Source organism: Stenotrophomonas maltophilia group sp. msm4 (assembly GCF_032025605.1).
Classification (GTDB): Bacteria; Pseudomonadota; Gammaproteobacteria; order Xanthomonadales; family Xanthomonadaceae; genus Stenotrophomonas; species Stenotrophomonas sepilia.
In genome coordinates this window covers 1,569,085-1,587,774 of record NZ_JAVSKK010000001.1, presented here as the reverse complement: position 1 = coordinate 1,587,774, position 18,690 = coordinate 1,569,085, and the positions used below count along the sequence as shown (strand labels likewise).

Genomic DNA, 18,690 nt, shown 5'->3' with positions numbered 1-18,690 from the left:
GAATGCAGCGAATGAAGATGGGAATGCGCGGCGCCGCGGCGTCGGTTCTGATTCTGGCGATGGGCACTTCGGGTGTCGCTCTGTCGCAACAACCGGCTGCCCCCGCAGCCGCCAAGGAGACCGCAACCTTGAATTCCCCCAAGCAGAAGCTCGGCTACGCCATCGGCCTTGATGTCGCCAAGTCGTTCACCCCGATCGCCGATGAGATCGATGTGGCCGCGCTGCGCACTGCCGTGGAGCGTTCGTTCGAAGGCCTGCAGCCGCAGATCACCCAGGAACAGGCCAAGGCCACCGATGCCGCGTTGCGCCAGGTGGTGATGGCCCGCAGTGGCCAGCAGGTGCCGGGCATGGCGCCGGGTTCGCAGCCGCCGAAGGTCGATCGCGTCAAAGTGTCGCAGATGATCGGTTCGTACTCGGTCGGCCCGTCGCTGGCACAGCTGAAGGACGACATTGATGTCGCCTCGCTGTTTGACGCGATCAGCACAGGCCTGAGCAAGGGCCAGCCGAAGATGACGGAAGCTGACGCGACCGCCACCATCCAGGCCTTCATGGGCAGCAAGCAGGCCGAGATGCAGGCCAAGGCCGCCGCAGCCGCACAGACCAACCGCGAGGAAGGCAACGCGTTCCTGGCCAAGAACAAGACCCAGCCGGGCGTCGTCACCACCCCGTCGGGCCTGCAGTACCAGATCATCCGCCCGGGTAGCGGCGAGCGCCCGCTGCCGAGCAGCAAGGTGCGCGTGAACTACGAAGGCAAGCTGCTCAACGGCACCGTGTTTGACAGCTCCTATGGTCGCCAGCCGGCCGAGTTCGGCCTGGACCAGGTGATCAAGGGCTGGACCGAAGGCGTCGCGCTGATGCCGGTCGGGTCGAAGTACCGCTTCTGGATCCCGGGTGAGCTGGCTTACGGTGAGAACGGCACCCCGGGTGGCCCGATCGGCCCGAATGCGACTCTGACCTTCGACGTCGAGCTGCTGGGCGTCCTGCCGTAAGCGACCACGGAGCCTGCACGGACATGCGCGTTGCGATTTTCGGTACCGGTTATGTAGGGCTGGTGACCGGTACCTGCCTGGCCGACGTCGGCCACCAGGTGGTCTGCGTCGATATCGACCAGGCCAAGGTCGATGGCCTCAACCAGGGCATCATCCCGATCTATGAGCCGGGCCTGGAGCCGATGGTGAAGGCCAACCACGCCGCGTCGCGGCTGGCGTTCACCACCGATGCCGCGGCCGCGATCGGCCACGGCCAGGTCGTGTTCATCGCCGTTGGCACGCCGCCGGACGAGGATGGCAGTGCCGATCTGCAGTACGTGCTGGCTGTGGCCCGCACCATCGGCCGGCACATGAGCGTGCCGACCGTGGTGGTCAACAAGTCGACGGTGCCGGTGGGCACCGCCGACAAGGTGCGTGCCGCCATTGCCGCAGAGTTGGCGGCACGTGGCGCGGACATCGCCTTCGATGTGGTGTCCAACCCGGAATTCCTGAAGGAAGGCGATGCTGTCGCCGACTGCATGCGCCCGGATCGCATCATCATCGGCGCGACCAGCGCCGAGTCGGTGGCGGTAATGCGGCGCCTGTACGCGCCGTTCAACCGCAACCACGACCGCGTGGTGGAAATGGACGTACGTTCGGCGGAGCTGACCAAGTACGCCGCCAACGCGATGCTGGCGACCAAGATCTCGTTCATGAACGAAATCGCCAACATCGCCGAACGTGTCGGCGCCGATGTCGAGCAGGTCCGCCAGGGCATCGGCTCGGATCCGCGCATCGGCTGGCATTTCATCTACCCGGGCGCCGGTTACGGCGGCTCGTGCTTCCCCAAGGATGTGCAGGCGCTGGCCCGCACCGCGCAGCAGGCCGGCCTGGAGCCGAAGCTGCTGAACGCCGTGGAAGCGGTCAACGATGCGCAGAAGGGCCATCTGTTCGCCCTCATCCAGCGTCATTACGACAAGGGTGAAGACGAAGGTGTGCGTGGCAAGACCTTTGCCGTGTGGGGCCTGGCGTTCAAGCCGAACACCGATGACATGCGCGAAGCTTCCAGCCGTCGCCTGCTGGCGCAGCTGTGGGAAGGCGGCGCGACGGTACGTGCCTACGATCCGGAAGCGATGCACGAGTCGCAGCGCATCTTCGGCGAGCGCGATGATCTGGTGTTCTGCAGCAGTGCCGACGAGGCGCTGCAGGGGGCCGATGCACTGGTCGTGGTGACCGAGTGGAAGCAGTTCCGCAGCCCTGATTTCCAGACGCTGCGCGAGCAGTTGAAGGACGCGGTGGTGTTCGACGGCCGCAACCTGTACGAGCCGGCGGATATGGAAGCGGCGGGCCTGGCGTACTACGGCATTGGCCGGGGGCGCTCGCTGCATGTCTGATCTGCTGCCAACCGAACGCGAGCAGGCGCTGGAAGCGCGCCTGGTCGAACTGGAAATGCGCGTGTCCTTCCAGGAACAGGCGCTGGCCGAACTGAGCGATGCGCTGGCCGATGCCCGCATACAGGGCATGCGCAACGCCGACGTGCTGCGCGTGCTGCTGGAAGACCTGGGCAAGGTCCGCAACGCGCTGAATTCTTCCGATCCGGCGAGCGAACCGCCGCCGCCGCACTACTGATCCGAATCCTATGAGCGATACCCTCCGCGACCAGCTGATGGGCCTGGGCTTCAAGCCCGCGCCCAAGCCCGAGCGCAAGAATGATGGCCCCCGCCGTGACGGTCGCCCGCAGGGCAAGGGTGGCAACGGCAATGGAAAGCCGCAGGGCGCTGGCAAGGGCGAGCACAAGCCCGGCGAGCGTCGTGGGCATGGCCACGGTCGCCCGGGCCAGCAGGGCCCGCGCACGCCGCGCAGCGCCGAAGAGATGGATCTGGCCAAGGCCTATGCCATCCGCGCGCAGAAGGAAAAGGAAGAGCGCATCGAGGCCGAGCGTCTGAAACAGGAAGAGGCGCGCGTACGCCGCGAGGCCAAGGCCAAGCTGGAAGAACTGCTGAAGGACAAGAGCCTGAACTCGGAAGCGGCCGACATCGCCCGCCACTTCCCGTATGGCGGCAAGATCAAGCGCATCTATGTGACCGCCGAACAGCTGACCGCGCTCAATGCCGGCGAGCTTGGAGTGGTCCAGCTCAACGGGCGCTACCTGCTGGTGACCGCTGAAGTGCTGTCACAGTCCGAGGCGGTGTTCGCCCCGTCGGTGGCGCTGAAGGTCGATCCGAATGCGCCGGCCGAGGAAGATCCGTACGCGGATCCGCAGTACCAGGTGCCGGACGACCTGGTCTGGTAAGCGCGCGACCGCCGCGAGCGCGCTGCCGTCGCGGCCGTGGGGGAAGGGATGACCGCTGATCCAAGCCGCGGCTACGTGCCGCACATTGACGGCCTGCGCGCGATCGCGGTGCTGGCCGTCATCGTGTTCCACCTGGACCCGGCCTGGTTGCCAGGCGGGTTCACCGGCGTGGATGTGTTCTTCGTCATCTCCGGTTTCGTGGTCAGCGCATCAGTACACCGGCTGCCGCCGCTGTCGCTGGGGCAGTCGATGCTGCGCTTCTATGCGCGTCGCATCCGTCGCATCGCACCAGCGCTGCTGGCGTGCGTGTTGCTGACCGCTGTGGCGAGCGTGCTGTTCATTCCCGAGTCGTGGCTCAGCGAAGCCAGCGACAAGACGGGGCTGATGGCGTTGTTCGGCTTCAGCAACTGGGTGCTGGCGGCGATTGGCAACGATTACTTCGCGCCCAAGGCCGAATTCAATCCCTACACTCATACCTGGTCGCTGGGTGTGGAAGAGCAGTTCTATCTGCTGTTCCCGTTGCTGTTCCTGGCCTGGGCACGTGGCGCGCGCGGGCGTTGGATCAGCCTGGGCCTGTTCGCACTGGTCAGCATGGCATCGCTGCTGCACGCTGCGGTGCTGGGTCTGCGCGAGGCGCCGCCATCGTGGGCGTTCTACGCCACCAGCACCCGTCTCTGGCAACTGGGGGTGGGCGTGCTGCTGTTCCAGTTGCTGCACGTGCGGCAATCGCTGGACCCGGCAACCAGTCAGGCACTGAAGCGCGCTGCGCCGGTGTTTTCCCTGCTGGCCATGATGGCGCTGGCCCTGCTGGGGTGGGCGCTATGGTCCTCGCGTGCCGGGCGCTCGCCATGGCCTGACGGCCTGCTGCCGGCCTTCGCCACTGCGGGCCTGCTTTGGGCGCTGCATCACCATCCGCAGGCGTGGGTGGCGCGTGTGTTGGCCAGCGCTCCGATGCGCCGCATCGGCCTGCTTTCGTACTCGCTGTATCTGTGGCACTGGCCGGTGTTCGTGCTGATGCGCTGGACCGTGGGCCTGCAGACACCCTTGCAGATGACCGCTGCGATGGTGCTGGTACTGGTGCTGTCATGGGCATCGTGGCGCTGGGTGGAACAGCCGTTCCGCGGCACGTTGGCACAGCGCCTGCGTCCCGGGCGTTGGGTGCTGGCCGGCGCGGTCGTACTGCTGTGCGCCGCCGGTATCCAGGCACTGCTCTATCAGCAGGCGCCACGACTGTCACTGAGCACTGTCAGCCGGCATCCGGCCGATTGGTACCCCAATGGCGAGAGCGTGGCTGGCGATTATCCCGATTGCGCTCTGCTGGCTGCCAAGCATCGTTTCGAAGGCGGCAGTGCGCGGACCTTTGCCCGTGAAAACTGCGACCGCCCGACGCCGGCAGGCGCGCCGAAGCGGGTGTTTGTTGCCGGTGATTCGCATGCGATGGCTTACATCGAGCTGCTGCAGCGGCTGGCGCTGGAAACCGGCTCGGAGGTCTCCCTCTATGGCCGCGGCGGATGCCCGCAAGTGAGCCTGCAGAAGTGGCGTGGCGCGGGTGCCGGTTGCGCTGATTTCGATGCCGCGGTGTTCGCCGATATCGCGCGGCGTGCGCAGCCGGGCGATGCCGTGGTGCTGGTGTCGCTGCGGATGCCGCGCCTGTCCGATCAGTTCGTGCTGTTCGATGCGCGGGCGCAGCTGGCGGGCGAACTGACAGCGGTGGCCGCGGCAGGGCGTGAGGCCGAAGCAGCCGAGGCGATCAAGCAGTGGAAGCCACTGACCGAGCGCGGTGTGCGCATCGTGCTGGAGGCGCCCAAGCCGGTGCTGCCGGCGCCGCCCTATCGCTGCTCGGACCGCTTCAATGCGCGCAACGAGGTCTGCCGCAATGGCTTGGACAGCACGCGCGAGGCGATGGAAGCGCTGCGTGCGCCGATGCTGGGCAGCCTGCGGCAGGTGGTTGATGGATTGCCGGGTGGCGTGCTGTGGGACCCGATGCCGGCGCTGTGTGACGACGCGCTATGTCCCGCGCAGCGCGATGGCCGCCCGCTGTTCTTCGATGGCGATCATCTCAGCGCGCATGGCAACCGCGTGCTGCTGCCATCGCTGCAGCAGGTGTTGCTGCAGCGCTGAATCGGAGCGTTGTCAGTGTGCGCCGTGGGTCCGGCGCGCGCGCATCAGCGGCAGGCTCAGCGCGAAAAAGCAGAGCAGGGCGCCAATCAGGGCGAAGCCGCTGCCGGCCAGGAACGCGGTGCGGCCGTCGTCGATCTTCCACAGTTGGCCGGCAATGAGCGCGCCCAGCACACCGCCGACACCGGACGAAAAGCCGTACAGCAGTCCTTGGCCGTGGCCGTTTAGACGACCGGGGAAGTAGGTCGCCAGCATCTGCATCGCTGCAGCGAAGAACGCGGCAAAGCCCAGCGCGTGCGCGGTCTGCGCCAGCAGCATCACCGGCAGGTTCTCCGGGAACAGTGCGGTCACGGCCCAGCGCAGGCAGGAACTGACCAGCGCGATCAGCAGCATCCAGCTGGCGTCGTAGCGGCGGAAGAAGCGGCCGATGGTGAAGAACACGCCCACTTCGAAGACCACGCCGATGGTCCACAGCAGGCCGAGGGTGGTGGTGCGGTAACCGTGGTGGTCCATGTAGACCGAAAAGAACGTGTAGTACGGGCCGAACGACAGCTGTTCCATGAAGGCGGCCAGGAAGAACGCCAGCACTGGCGGTCGGCGCACGATCTGCCAGAAGCCGCTGGTGTCACCCGCCGTCCTGCCGATGTCGCGCGCGTAGTGATTGCTGAAGGCCGAGGCAACCAGCAGCACGAACAGGGGCAGCATCATCCACGGCAACAATCCGGCGTGGTTGCCGGCGCCATCGCCCTCGATCAGCCAGCCGAACAGGGTGACCACGGCGATGAAACCGAGCGAGCCCCAGACCCGGATCAACCCGTAGCGATGGCTGTCGTTGCCCAGGTGGGTGAGGGTGATCGACTCGAACTGCGGCATCACCGCGTTGTAGAAGAAGCAGAACACGATCATCGCCGGGTACATCCACGGCTGCGGCAGTGGCAGCAGAAAGGCAGCGAAGCTGAGCAGGGTCAGCACGCAGCCGACGCGCAGCAGGCGGATCGGTCGCGGTGATGCGGCCGCCAGCGAGGTCCAGGTACTGGGTGCGATCACGCGGGTGGCGTACCACAGGCCCATCATCACGCTGATCGCGGTCACGCTCATCCCGCGCGCGGTCAGGAACAGGCTCCAGTACGGCGTGAACGCGCCGAGCGCCGCGTAGTAGAACAGGTAGAAACTTGAGAGGCGGGCAACGGGAACGGTCATCGCCGAATGATGAAGCAAAAAAAGGGGACGGAGGGGATCAAGTCGCTAATGCACAAACGACTTAATCCCCTCCGTCCCCTTTTTGTGTCATTCGGGGTCGTAGTCGAGGTTGGAGGCCAGCCAGCGTTCGGCCTGGGCGCGGTCCACGCCCTTGCGCCGGGCATAGTCGGTGACCTGTTCGCGGCTGAGCCGCCCGACCACGAAGTACTGGCTCTGCGGATGGCTGAAGTAGTAGCCCGAGACAGCGGCCGTGGGCAGCATCGCGAAGCTCTCGGTCAATTCCATGCCCGCGTTCTGCTCAGCCTGCAGCAGGTCGAACAGGCGGCGCTTCTCGCTGTGCTCGGGGCAGGCCGGGTAGCCCGGGGCCGGACGGATGCCGCGGTACTGCTCGTCGATCAGGGCCTCGTTGTCCAGCGTCTCGGCGCGGTCGTAGCCCCAGAATTCGGTACGCACGCGCTGGTGCAGGCGCTCGGCCAGCGCCTCGGCGAAGCGGTCGGCCAGTGCTTTCAGCAGGATCGCGTTGTAATCGTCGTGCTCGGCCTCGAAGCGCGCGACGTGGGCGTCGATGCCGATGCCGGCGGTGACCGCGAACGCGCCGATCCAGTCCTGCTTTCCGCTGTCGGCCGGGGCAATGAAATCAGCCAGGCAGAAATCCGGACGTTCGGCTGGCTTGTCCACCTGCTGGCGCAGGAAGTGCAGGGTAGTTTCGCCCTGTGCGTGCTGCACGCGGACATCGTCGCCGATGCTGTTGGCCGGCCACAGGCCGAACACGGCCTTGGCCGTCAGCCACTTCTCGCCGACGATGCGCTCGAGCATCGCACGGGCATCCTTGTACAGCTCGCTGGCCTGGGTACCGACGATCTCATCGGTGAGGATCGCCGGGAACTTGCCGGCCAGCTCCCAGGCCTGGAAGAACGGCGTCCAATCGATGTAGTCGACCAGTTCGGCCAGCGGATAGTCGTCGAACACGTGCAGGCCGGGCTGATTCGGTGCCGGTGGCGTGTAACTGTCCCAGCCGCCCTGGAATTTCTGCGCGCGCGCATGTTCCAGTGTGACCAGGCGCTTGGCGTCGCCCCGGTTGCGGTGGCGCGCGCGGATTTCGGCATAGTCGGCTTCGTTGGCGGCAACGAAGGCCTCGCGCAGATCACGCGAGATCAGCGACTGCGCCACGCCAACTGCGCGCGATGCATCCTTCACCCACACCGTCGGCGCCTTGTAGTGCGGGTCGATCTTCAGCGCGGTATGCGCACGCGAAGTGGTCGCGCCCCCGATCAGCAGCGGCAGGTCGAAGCCCTGGCGCTCCATCTCGCGGGCGACGTGGCTCATCTCCTCCAGGGACGGGGTGATCAGCCCGGACAGGCCGATCAGGTCGGCGTTGTGCTCGCGGGCGGCATCGAGGATCATCTGCGCCGGCACCATCACGCCGAGGTCGACCACGTCGAAGTTGTTGCAGGCCAGTACGACGCCGACGATGTTCTTGCCGATGTCATGCACATCGCCCTTCACCGTGGCCATGATGATCTTGCCGTTGCTCTTGGCGGTGTCACCGCTGCGCGCTTTTTCCGCTTCGATGTAAGGCAGCAGGTAGGCCACGGCCTTCTTCATCACGCGCGCGGATTTCACCACCTGTGGCAGGAACATCTTGCCGGCGCCGAACAGGTCGCCGACGATGTTCATGCCGTCCATAAGCGGTCCTTCGATCACGTCCAGCGGGCGGCTGGAGGCCTGCCGGGCCAGTTCGGTGTCTTCCTCGACGAAGGCATCCAGGCCGTGTACCAGGGCATGCGCCAATCGCTGTGCCACCGGCTTTTCGCGCCAGGCCAGGTCTTCGGTCTTCGCCGCGCCCTTCCTGCCCTTGTAGCGCTCGGCGATCTCCAGCAGGCGCTCGGTGGCATCGCTTCGGCGGTTGAGGATCACGTCCTCGACACGCTCGCGCAGGTCCGGCTCCAGTTCGTCGTAGATCGGCATCGCGCCGGCGTTGACGATGCCCATGTCCATGCCGGCGGCGATCGCGTGGTACAGGAACACCGAATGGATGGCCTGGCGCACGGTTTCGTTGCCGCGGAACGAAAACGAGACGTTGGAGACGCCGCCGGAGACATGGCAGTGCGGCAGGGTCTGCTTGATGATCCGGGTGGCTTCGATGAAGTCCACCGCGTAGTTGTCGTGCTCTTCGATGCCCGTAGCGACGGCGAAGATGTTCGGGTCGAAGATGATGTCCTGCGGCGGGAAGCCGATCTCGTCGACCAGGATGCGGTAGGCGCGTGTGCAGATCTCGACCTTGCGCGCACAGGTGTCTGCCTGCCCGGCCTCGTCGAACGCCATCACTACTGCCGCGGCGCCATAGCGCAGCACCTTGCGCGCGTGCTCGCGGAACAGCGCTTCGCCTTCCTTCAGCGAGATCGAGTTGACCACGCTCTTGCCCTGCAGGCATTTCAGGCCGGCCTCGATCACGCTCCACTTGGAGGAGTCGACCATCACCGGGATGCGCGCGATGTCCGGCTCGGACATGATCAGGTTGAGGTAGCGCGTCATCGCCGCTTCCGAATCGATCAGGCCCTCGTCCATGTTGACGTCGAGGATCTGGGCGCCGCTGGCCACCTGCTGGCGGGCCACGTCCACCGCCTCCTCGTAGCGGCCTTCCTTGATCAGCTTGCGGAACTGCGCGCTGCCGGTGACGTTGGTGCGTTCGCCGACATTGATGAACAGCAGGTCCGGGGTGATGACCAGAGGTTCCAGGCCGGACAGGCGGGTAGGGCGGACAGGCGTCATGGCAGGCGTCGGCTCAACAGCAGTAGGGCGGGAAGTGCGGGACGGTGGCGGCAACGTTCATGCGGCCTGCTCCCGGGTGCCGGGCAGTGCGCGCGGCGGCAGTCCGGCTACGGCATTGGCAATCGCACGAATATGCTCGGGGGTGGAGCCACAGCAGCCGCCGACCAGGTTCAACAGGCCATCCTCGGCGAAGCCGCGCAGCGTGGTGGCCATCTCTTCAGGAGTTTCGTCGTAGTCGCCGAACGCGTTGGGCAGGCCGGCGTTGGGGTGGGCGCTGACATAGCAGTCGGCGACCTGCGAGAGGGTTTCCACATGCGGGCGCATCGCATCGGCGCCCAGCGCGCAGTTCAAGCCGATCGACAACGGCCGGGCGTGGGCGAGCGATGCGTGGAAGGCCTCGGCGGTCTGCCCGGACAGGGTGCGACCGGAAGCGTCAGTGATGGTGCCGGAGATCATCACCGGCAGCCGCGCGCCGCGCGCATCGAACGCTTCCTCCAGCGCATACAGCGCGGCCTTGGCGTTGAGCGTGTCGAAGATGGTCTCGACCATCAGGGTATCGGCGCCGCCGTCGATCAGGCCCTCGATGGCTTCGCGGTAGGTGTCGCGCAGCTCGTCGAAGCTGGTATTGCGGAAGCCGGGATCGTTGACGTCGGGGCTGATCGACGCGGTGCGGCTGGTCGGGCCGATCACCCCGATCACGAAGCGCGGCTTGCCCGGTGTGGTTGCGGCCACTGCATCACAGCACGTGCGCGCGACCGCAGCGCCGGCCTTGTTCAACTCGTACACCAGGTGCTCGAGGTGGTAGTCGGCCTGGCTGACCGAGGTTGCATTGAAGGTGTTGGTTTCGATCAGGTCCGCACCGGCCTCGAGGTAGGCGGTGTGGATGTCGGCGACGATCTGCGGCCGGGTCAGCAGCAGCAGATCGTTGTTGCCCTTCAGGTCATGGCCTTCCGGTGTGGCGTGATCGCAGCCGGAGCCATGCAGATGGTCATAGCCACCGGCGAAGCGTTCGCCACGGTAATCGTCTTCCTGCAGGCCGTGGCGCTGGATCATCGTGCCCATCGCACCATCGATGATCAGGATCCGCTCGCGCAGGGCGTCGAGCAGGGCGTTGGCACGATCAGGATGCAACCAGGGCAGGGCGGGCATGGCGGTCTCGGGCTCAGGGCTTGTTGGCGATCAGCGAAATCACTTCGAAGTGCGGCGGCCGTTTCTCGCGGGTGACCGTCTCCAGGCTGGACACCTGCAGGCCGGCCTTGTCGACGAACCTGCGCAGCTCCTTGTCGCTGAAGCCGAGGTTGACGTGGCCATAGGCCTCCACCGCTGCCTTGTGCTCGTGGCGGGCCAGGCTGCACAGCAGCAGGCGGCCGCCCGGGCGCAGTACGCGTGCAGCTTCGGTCACCGCCTGCGCCGGTTTGCTGGCGTAGGTGAGCGCATGCATCAGCACGACCAGGTCGAAGCTGGCATCCTCGAACGGCAGGGCATGCATGTCGCCCTCGCGCACTTCCACATTGGGCAGCCGCCGCAGGCGCTCGCTGGCGGCGGCGACCACGCGCGCGCTGGTATCGATGCAGATGTAGCGCTTGGAATGCGGGGCAACCAGTTCGGCCAGCACGCCATCACCAGAGGCGATATCCAGCACGTCGCCGGTCTCAAGCAGCGGCAGCGCGGTGCGTGCCAGCGCCTCCCAGGTACGGCCCGGCGAGTAGTGGCGTTCCATGTCGCCGGCCACGCTGTCGGCCCAGTTCTGGTCGGCGGCGCGGTGGGCCAGCACGGCGGCCACGCGTTCAGCGTCCTGGCGCAGCAGCGGATCATCGCTTCCGTTGCTCAAGGCATGCCACAATGCACGCTGCGCCGGGTCCAGCTGGGCCTCGTCGAAGCGGTAATAGGCCGACACGCCGGCACGGCGGTCGCGGACCAGCCCGGCTTCCTTCAGGCGTGCCAGGTGGGTGGACACGCGCGGCTGCGCCAGCCGGGTGATCGCCGACAGTTCGGCCACGGTCAGTTCCTCCTGCTCCAGCAGCGCCAGCAGGCGCACGCGAGTGGCATCGGCGAACACCTTCAGGCGGGTCGACCAGTCTTCCAGATCCATAAACATCTACCTATCGCGATATAGAGATATATTCGCTGAAGGGGCCTGGCGCGGTCAAGTCGCCAGCGTACGGAAACTGCCGGGCCCCGGTACAATCGCAGCACCTGGGCGCGCCGTATGCGGCCCATAACTTCATGTACCCGGGAGGGTGTTGTGGATTTCAGCTTTACCGAAGAGCAGTTGATGCTGCAGGACGTTGCGCGGCGCATCGCGCAGGAAAAGATCGCCCCCAGTGCGGAGCACCATGACCGCACCGGCGAGTTCCCGCTGGACAACATCCGCCTGCTGGGCGAGAACGGCCTGATGGGCATTGAAGTGCCGACCGAATACGGCGGTGCGGGCATGGACCCGGTTGCGTACGTGCTGGCGATGGTGGAGGTCGCCGCCGCCGACGCAGCCCATTCGACCATCATGTCGGTCAACAATTCGCTGTTCTGCAACGGCATCCTGACCCACGGTACCGAGCAGCAGAAGCAGACCTACGTACGTGCCATCGCCGAAGGCACGGCCATCGGCGCGTTCGCGCTGACCGAGCCGCAGTCCGGTTCCGATGCCACCGCCATGCGCTGCCGCGCGGTGAAGCAGGCCGACGGCACCTTCGTCATCAATGGCAAGAAGAGCTGGATCACCTCCGGTCCGGTGGCCAAGTACATCGTGCTGTTCGCGATGAGCGAGCCGGACAAGGGCGCGCGCGGCATCACCGCCTTCATCATCGATACCGACAAGGCCGGTTTCGGTCGTGGCAAGACCGAGCCCAAGCTGGGCATCCGCGCCTCGGCCACCTGCGAGATCGAGTTCAACGATTACGTGGCGCAGGCCGAAGACGTGCTGGGCCAGGAAGGTGAGGGCTTCAAGATTGCCATGAGCGTGCTCGATGCCGGTCGCATCGGCATCGCTTCGCAGGCCGTCGGCATCGCCCGAGCCGCCTATGAAGCGACGATTGAATACGTCAAGGAGCGCAAGGCATTCGGCGCGGCCATCGGTACCTTCCAGATGACCCAGGCCAAGATTGCCGACATGAAGTGCAAGCTGGACGCAGCGCTGCTGCTGACCCTGCGCGCGGCGTGGGTGAAGGGCCAGGGCAAGCGCTTCAGCAATGAGGCTGCCATCGCCAAGCTGACCGCCTCTGAGGCGGCGATGTGGATTACCCACCAGGCCGTGCAGATCCACGGCGGCATGGGGTATTCCAAGGAAATGCCGCTGGAGCGCTACTTCCGTGATGCCAAGATCACCGAGATCTACGAAGGTACTTCGGAGATCCAGCGCCTGGTGATCGCCCGCAACGAAACCGGGCTGCGCTGAGTCGCATGGCCGCGCCGCCGCAATGGCGGCGCGGCGGTAGGCCCACGCCACGCGTGGATGATGGTCATCCAGATGACGTCTTTGCCGTTGGCCTGCGGAGATGCATGCTGCTCTAATGCAGTCCGTTTCTTCGAGGATGACGACGTGATCTATCGCGGTTGGGGAATCATGACGCTGGTGACGCCGATTGCAGCGATCCTGCTGCTGGCGTACTTCTTTCCGCATGACGGCCCCAGGGGCAGTATCCCGCTGTCACAGGTTCTGTTGGGCGCAGGCCTCGGCGCGGCGGTGAACGTGGTGCTGGGCCTGTGGCTCAACCGTGCGCCGCGGCAGAAGGGGGAGGCCGCGCCCCACCATTTCTTCTTCGTACCCATGCAGTGGGCCTCGCTGATTCTGGTGGCGGTGTGCGCGGTGGTTGCGCTGCTGCGCTGAGGCGTTGCCCGAACAGCGCCAACCCAGGTTGGCGGCTACCGGCAATGCCGTTGTTCCGGTAGATGCCAACCTGGATTGGCATGAATTCAATTGTGGCAATAAAAAGGCCCCGGATCGCTCCGGGGCCTTTTCGTTTTCAGCGCAGCACCGGATCAACGATCCGGACGATGTGCGGCATCCGCATCGCGCTGGCGTTCCATGAACTCCTTGGACGGTTCGTCCAGCTTGTCGCCCAGCATGCGGCGCACGACCACGAAGAACACCGGGATCATCAGCAGGCCGAGCAGGGTGGCGAACAGCATGCCGCCGATCACGCCGGTACCGATGGCGTGGCGGGAGTTGGCGCCGGCACCGGTGGAGATCGCCATCGGGATCACGCCCATGATGAACGCGAACGACGTCATCAGGATCGGGCGGAACCGCAGGCGCGCCGCTTCGATGGTGGCATCACGCAGGTTCTTGCCTGCTGCGCGCTGCTCCACCGCGAACTCCACGATCAGGATCGCGTTCTTCGCCGCCAGGCCGATCACGGTGATCAGGCCGATCTTGAAGAACAGATCGTTGGGCAGGCCGCGCAGCATCGACAGGCCGAGGGCACCCAGCACGCCCAGCGGCACCACCAGCAGCACCGCCACCGGGATCGACCAGCTTTCATACAGCGCGGCAAGGCACAGGAACACCACCACGATGGACAGCACCAGCAGCAGGGTCGCAGCGTTGCCGGCCAGGATTTCCTGGTAGGACATGCCCGACCAGTCGTAGCCGAAGCCGGCCGGCAGGTCGTCGTTGACGATGCCTTCCATGGTCTGCATCGCCTCACCCGAGCTGGTGCCCGGTGCCTGCGAACCGACGATGTTGATCGCCGAGTAGCCGTTGTAGCGGCTCAGCGACGGCGGCGCCGACACCCATTCGGACTTGACCACCGTGTTCAACGGGATCATCGCGTTGGTGCCATCGGCGTTCTGGGTCAGGCTGGACGGGCTGTAGAAGCTCTTCAGCGATTCCTGGCCAGTGCGGTACGGACCATCGGCCTGCATGGTCACGCGCTTGATGCGGCCTTCGTAGAAGAAGTCGTTGACGTACACCGGGGCCAGCATCAGCTGGATGGTGCTGTACACGTCCGACACCGACATGCCCATCGACTGCGCCTGCACGCGGTCCACGTGCAGCTGCAGCTGCGGCGCGTTTTCCAGGCCGTTGGGGCGCACGCCGACCAGGTGGTCCGGCTTCTGCGCGGCCTGGCCGAGCAGGATGTTGCGGGCCTGGGTCAACTGTTCGTAGCCGGCACCGCTACGGTCCTGCAGCCACATGTCAAAGCCACCGAATTGGCCGAGGCCCTGCACGGTGGGCAGGTTGACCACGAAGATCTGCGCTTCCTTGATGCCGTAGAACGCGCCGTTCATGTTCTGGATGAACTCGGGCGCGGTGAACTTGCGTTCCTCCCACGGCTTCAGGCGGATGAAGCCCATGCCCACGTTCTCGCCGGAACCGACGAAGCTGAAGCCGGCCACCTGCAGCATGCCTTCATAGCCATCCTGCTTTTCCAGGATGCCACGCATCTGCGCGAACACTTCGTTGGTCTGGCCCTTGGTCGAGCCCGGCGGCAGCTGCACGATCGCCAGCGCATAGCCCTGGTCTTCTTCCGGCAGGAAGCTGCCCGGCATGCGGGTGAACAGGAAGCCGCACAGCGCGGTCAGCACCACGAACAGGATCATCCAGCGCGGCGCATGGCGCACCGCCGAGGTGATGTGCCCCACGTAGGTGTGGCTGATCTTGTCGTAGTACTTGTTGAAGGTGCGGTAGACGATGTTCGGGTTGTCGTTGTGCGTCGGCTTGAGGAACGTCGCGCACAGCGCCGGGGTGAAGCCCAGGGCCAGGAACGCCGAGAATGCCATCGAGATGGCGATGGTCAGCGCGAACTGCTTGTAGATCTCACCGGCGGCACCGCCCTGCAGGGCGGAGGGGATGAACACCGCGGCCAGCACGACGGTGATCGCCACCACCGCACCGGTGATCTGGGTCATCGCCTTCTGCGTGGCCGGCTTCGGCGCCAGGCCCTCCTCGGTCATGATGCGTTCGACGTTCTCGATCACCACGATCGCGTCGTCGACCACGATGCCGATCGCCAGCACCATCGCGAACAGCGTCAGCTGGTTGATCGTGAAGCCGATCATCCACATGCCCAGGAAGGTACCGAGCAGGGCGACCGGGATCACCAGGGTCGGGATCAGGGTGGCACGGAAGTTCTGCAGGAAGATCAGCATCACCAGGAACACCAGCAAGACCGCTTCAAACAGGGTCTTGACCACTTCCTGGATCGAGATCTTGACGAAGGTGGTGCTGTCGTACGGCGAGAACCAGGTGACCCCGGCCGGGAAGCTGGGCTGCAGCTCGTCCATCTTGGCGCGCACCGCTTCGGCCACGTTCAGGGCGTTGGCGCCCGGCAGCAGCTGGATGGCGAAGGCACCGGTCGGCTTGCCGTTGTACTGGGTGTCGAAACCGTAGTTGTTGGCACCGAAGGCGACGCGGGCGATGTCCTTCAACAGCACGCGCGAGCCATCAGCGTTGGCGCGCAGGATGATGTTCTCGAATTCCTGCGGCGAGCTGAAGCGGCCTTCGGCCGAGACCGTGGCGGTGAAGTGCTGGCCTTCCGGCGACGGGTCCGAACCCAGCGCACCGGCGGCGAACTGCACGTTCTGCGCGCGCACCGCGGCCAGTACCTGGCTGGCCGACAGGCCATAGCCCTGCATCTTCTCCGGGTTCAGCCAGATGTTCATGGCGTACTCGGAACCGAACTGCTGGGTGCTGCCGACGCCGGGGATGCGCGAGACCTGGTCGAGCACGCGCGAACCGACGATGTCGTTCAGGGCGTCACGGTTGATGGTCGGGGTATCGGACTGCAGCGCCACCACCATCAGGAAGCCGGCATTGGCCTTGGCCACCACCACGCCCTGCTGGGTCACTTCCGAAGGCAGGCGTGGCGTGGCCAGCGAGACCTTGTTCTGCACCTGCACCTGGGCGATGTCCGGATCGGTACCGGTCTCGAAGGTCAGGGTGATCTGCGCACGGCCGTTGGAGGCGGACGAGGAGCTGAAGTACAGCAGGTGATCGATGCCGGTCAGCTGCTGCTCGATCACCTGGGTGACGGACTTTTCCGTGGTATCGGCGCTGGCGCCCGGGTAGGTCGCCGAGACGGTGACCTGCGGCGGGGCGATGTTGGGATAGGACTCCACGCCCAGGTTGAGGATCGCGATCACTCCGCTGAGCGAGATCAGGATCGCAACCACCCAGGCGAAGACTGGATGTTCGATGAAAAATTTAGGCATGACGGAAGGTTCCCGTTACTGCTTGTTCGAATCGGTGGCGGCCGGCTTGGCCGCATCGGCCTGCTCGGGCTTGGCCGCGTCGGCCGGTGCCTTGCCTGCAGCCGGTGCAGCGCCCGCCGCTGCGGCGCCGCCTGCGGCCGGCTTGCCGTTGGCGTCCTGGCCCGGGGTCCACGGCTTGGCCACCGCCGGTGCACCTTCCTTGACCTTCTGCACGCCGGCCACGATCACCTTGTCACCGGCGGCCAGGCCGTCGCTGACCAGCCAGTTGCCGCCCTGCGCGCCATCGGTCTTCACGTTCTTGCGCACGACCTTGCCGTCGGCGCCGACCACCATCACGTAGCCGCCGGTGGTATCGCGCAGCAGGGCCTGCTGCGGCACCAGGAAGGCGTTGTTGCGCTCGCCCAGGTTGGCCTGGAAGCTGACGAACGCGCCCGGCAGCAGGATCTGCTGCGGGTTCGGCAGCAGCGCGCGCAACGACACGGCGCCGGTGGCCGGGTCGACCGTGGTCGAGGAGAAGTCCAGCGTGCCCGGCTCACCATAGGTGGTGCCGTCGGCCAGCTTGACGTTGACCGTGGCCTTGCCGTCGCCGGACAGCGCCAGCGCACCCTTGGCCTGCTGCGCGCGCAGCTGGGTCAGCTCGTCCACGCTCAACGAGAAGTTGACGTACAGCGGGTCGAGCTGGTCGACGGTGGTCAGCAGGGTCACATCGCCCTGGCCCACCAGCGCACCCTCGGTGACCTGCTGCTTGTTGGCCACGCCACTGATCGGCGCGGTCACTTCGGCATAGCCCAGGTTGATCCGCGAGGAGGTCACTGCCGCTTCGGCCTGCTTGACCGCGGCCAGCGCGGTGCGCTCGGCCGATTCGGCGTTGTCCAGGTCGGACTTGGAGACGAACTGCTGCGGGGCCAGCGAGCGTGCGCGATCGGCGGCGACCTTGGCGTTGGCGTAGGTCGCGCGGGCCGAGGCCAGCTGGGCCTCGGAGGCGTTGAGCGAGGCACGCAGCGGCGCCGGGTCGATCAGGAACAGGGTCTGGCCCTGCTTGACCTGCGAGCCTTCCTGGTAGACCCGCTTGAGCAGCACGCCGGGCACGCGTGCGCGGACGTCGGCGCTGCGGAACGGCGACAGGCGGCCGACCAGCTCGCGCTGCAGCGGCAGGGTCTGCGGCTTGGCGTCGATCACGCCCACCTCCGGCGGCGGGGGCGTCTGCTGTTCCGGCTTCTTGCAGGCAGCCAGCGCGACAGCAACGGCGCACGTCAAGGCAAGGGTGCGGAGTGGGGCGGTCATCAGGAGGAACTCCGGGGTTGGTTTGTAGACGGGGCCGGCGACGGCTGAGGCGCGAAGGCGCGCAGGAAGCTGTCGACGGAGAACTCTGCCCAGCGCCGACGCAAGAGCGCGTCATCACGGTGGGGGGTATGGAAGCGCTGTTTGTCGAAATCCTGACCGGCGATCATGCTCAGCAGCAGTTCGGCCATGAAGTGCGGGTCGTCATGCCGGAGCTGGCCCTGCATGCAAACGGTTTCAATCCATTCAGCAAGATGAAGCGCCAGTGCGCCGGCGCCATGCCGGTACAGGGTACGCGCCTCTTCGGGAAACTGGGCCGCGTCGGCGGCGATCAGCCGGCAGGCCTGGCCCACGTGCGGTTGGTTGAAGTGCTCCAGGAAGTCGGTGGCGAACTGGAGCAGGCTGGCACGCAGGTCGTCAGTACGGAGTGCACGAACCATGGCGCCGGTAGCGTGGCCGACGTGGCGCTGCATTACCCGGCGCAGCAGTTGCTGCTTGCTGCCGTAGCGCGAGTAGAGGGTCTGCTTGGAACAGCCGGCATGCTGGGCCACCGCGTCCATGCTCATCTGCATGCCCTGCTGGGCCAGCAGTTCGCGCACGGCATCGAACACGCGCTCATCGCGTGCGTCGAGGGCAACGGGAAGGTAGGCCGGGTTCACGCGGTGGACTATACCGTCCAGTTCAGGATTGTGGAATCGAATCGGTGTCGCCGCGTGTGTCTTCCGGTAACACGCTTTGCCGATCCTGTCGGCAGTGCTCAAGCAGGCGCCCGCTCCATACCGGAGCGAACTGAATAGGCGTCTAAACCGCAGCAAACCCGGATCTGCTTATTCCGTCCTGCAGCAAGGCCTTTTCGTGCGGTAGGGCTACAATTTCATTTTCCCAACTGAGCAAGCGCATCGCTCT

14 protein-coding genes are annotated in these 18,690 nt (G+C 65.9%); 7 read left to right on the top strand and 7 right to left on the bottom strand.

Annotated elements, in window-relative coordinates; all coding sequences use genetic code 11:
* Nucleotides 1-11: 11 nt before the first annotated feature.
* Genes ROV93_RS07490 through ROV93_RS07470 form a run of 5 tightly spaced genes read left to right on the top strand, consistent with a single transcriptional unit; the run spans nt 12 to nt 5,382 of the window.
* On the top strand, nt 12-989 hold the full coding sequence (locus ROV93_RS07490) for an FKBP-type peptidyl-prolyl cis-trans isomerase (protein ID WP_014037761.1): 978 nt from the start codon (nt 12-14) through the stop codon (nt 987-989).
* Nucleotides 990-1,012: 23 nt separating this feature from the next.
* Nucleotides 1,013-2,362, top strand: a complete 1,350-nt coding sequence (locus tag ROV93_RS07485) for a UDP-glucose/GDP-mannose dehydrogenase family protein (protein ID WP_072168167.1) — start codon at nt 1,013-1,015, stop codon at nt 2,360-2,362.
* Nucleotides 2,355-2,597, top strand: a complete 243-nt coding sequence (locus ROV93_RS07480; protein ID WP_180890651.1) for a SlyX family protein — start codon at nt 2,355-2,357, stop codon at nt 2,595-2,597. Before ROV93_RS07485 ends, ROV93_RS07480 begins: the two co-directional genes overlap by 8 nt.
* Nucleotides 2,598-2,607: 10 nt before the next feature.
* On the top strand, nt 2,608-3,261 hold the full coding sequence (locus tag ROV93_RS07475) for a DUF2058 family protein (RefSeq protein WP_072168166.1): 654 nt from the start codon (nt 2,608-2,610) through the stop codon (nt 3,259-3,261).
* Nucleotides 3,262-3,309: 48 nt separating this feature from the next.
* Nucleotides 3,310-5,382, top strand: a complete 2,073-nt coding sequence (locus ROV93_RS07470; RefSeq protein WP_072168165.1) for an acyltransferase family protein — start codon at nt 3,310-3,312, stop codon at nt 5,380-5,382.
* A 12-nt stretch (nt 5,383-5,394) separates the two neighbouring features.
* Here ROV93_RS07470 and ROV93_RS07465 read toward each other — a convergent pair whose 3' ends face one another.
* The 4 genes from ROV93_RS07465 to ROV93_RS07450 all read right to left on the bottom strand — a co-directional run bounded on the left by ROV93_RS07465 (nt 5,395) and on the right by ROV93_RS07450 (nt 11,443).
* The gene (locus ROV93_RS07465; RefSeq protein ID WP_072168164.1) at nt 5,395-6,579 is read right to left on the bottom strand and encodes an MFS transporter; all 1,185 of its coding nucleotides are present in this window, start codon (nt 6,577-6,579) and stop codon (nt 5,395-5,397) included.
* Nucleotides 6,580-6,666: 87 nt separating this feature from the next.
* Nucleotides 6,667-9,351, bottom strand: coding sequence for a methionine synthase (gene metH, locus ROV93_RS07460; RefSeq protein ID WP_072168163.1), 2,685 nt, complete (start codon nt 9,349-9,351; stop codon nt 6,667-6,669).
* A gap of 57 nt (nt 9,352-9,408) precedes the next feature.
* Nucleotides 9,409-10,500 (bottom strand): homocysteine S-methyltransferase family protein, encoded by a 1,092-nt coding sequence (locus tag ROV93_RS07455; RefSeq protein WP_072168162.1) that lies wholly within the window; start codon nt 10,498-10,500, stop codon nt 9,409-9,411.
* A 13-nt stretch (nt 10,501-10,513) separates the two neighbouring features.
* Entirely contained in the window at nt 10,514-11,443 is a 930-nt protein-coding gene (locus tag ROV93_RS07450) for a metalloregulator ArsR/SmtB family transcription factor (RefSeq protein WP_072168161.1), read from the bottom strand.
* Between the two features lie 153 nt (nt 11,444-11,596).
* Between ROV93_RS07450 and ROV93_RS07445 the strand changes: the two genes are divergently transcribed.
* Both ROV93_RS07445 and ROV93_RS07440 read left to right on the top strand, forming a co-directional pair.
* Nucleotides 11,597-12,745 carry an acyl-CoA dehydrogenase family protein gene (locus ROV93_RS07445; protein ID WP_072168160.1) on the top strand — a complete coding sequence of 383 codons (1,149 nt, stop codon included), beginning with the start codon at nt 11,597-11,599 and terminating at the stop codon, nt 12,743-12,745.
* Nucleotides 12,746-12,913: 168 nt separating this feature from the next.
* Nucleotides 12,914-13,177 carry a hypothetical protein gene (locus ROV93_RS07440; RefSeq protein WP_072168159.1) on the top strand — a complete coding sequence of 88 codons (264 nt, stop codon included), beginning with the start codon at nt 12,914-12,916 and terminating at the stop codon, nt 13,175-13,177.
* A 152-nt stretch (nt 13,178-13,329) separates the two neighbouring features.
* Here the strand turns inward: ROV93_RS07440 and ROV93_RS07435 are convergent, their stop codons facing one another.
* The 3 genes from ROV93_RS07435 to ROV93_RS07425 are packed head-to-tail and all read right to left on the bottom strand — an operon-like array spanning nt 13,330 to nt 18,443.
* Nucleotides 13,330-16,503 carry a multidrug efflux RND transporter permease subunit gene (locus ROV93_RS07435; RefSeq protein ID WP_005417430.1) on the bottom strand — a complete coding sequence of 1,058 codons (3,174 nt, stop codon included), beginning with the start codon at nt 16,501-16,503 and terminating at the stop codon, nt 13,330-13,332.
* 15 nt (nt 16,504-16,518) lie between these two features.
* Complete coding sequence (locus tag ROV93_RS07430) at nt 16,519-17,787, bottom strand: efflux RND transporter periplasmic adaptor subunit (protein ID WP_072168158.1); 1,269 nt, start codon at nt 17,785-17,787, stop codon at nt 16,519-16,521.
* Complete coding sequence (locus tag ROV93_RS07425) at nt 17,787-18,443, bottom strand: TetR/AcrR family transcriptional regulator (protein WP_072168157.1); 657 nt, start codon at nt 18,441-18,443, stop codon at nt 17,787-17,789. Before ROV93_RS07425 ends, ROV93_RS07430 begins: the two co-directional genes overlap by 1 nt.
* Nucleotides 18,444-18,690 lie beyond the last annotated feature (247 nt).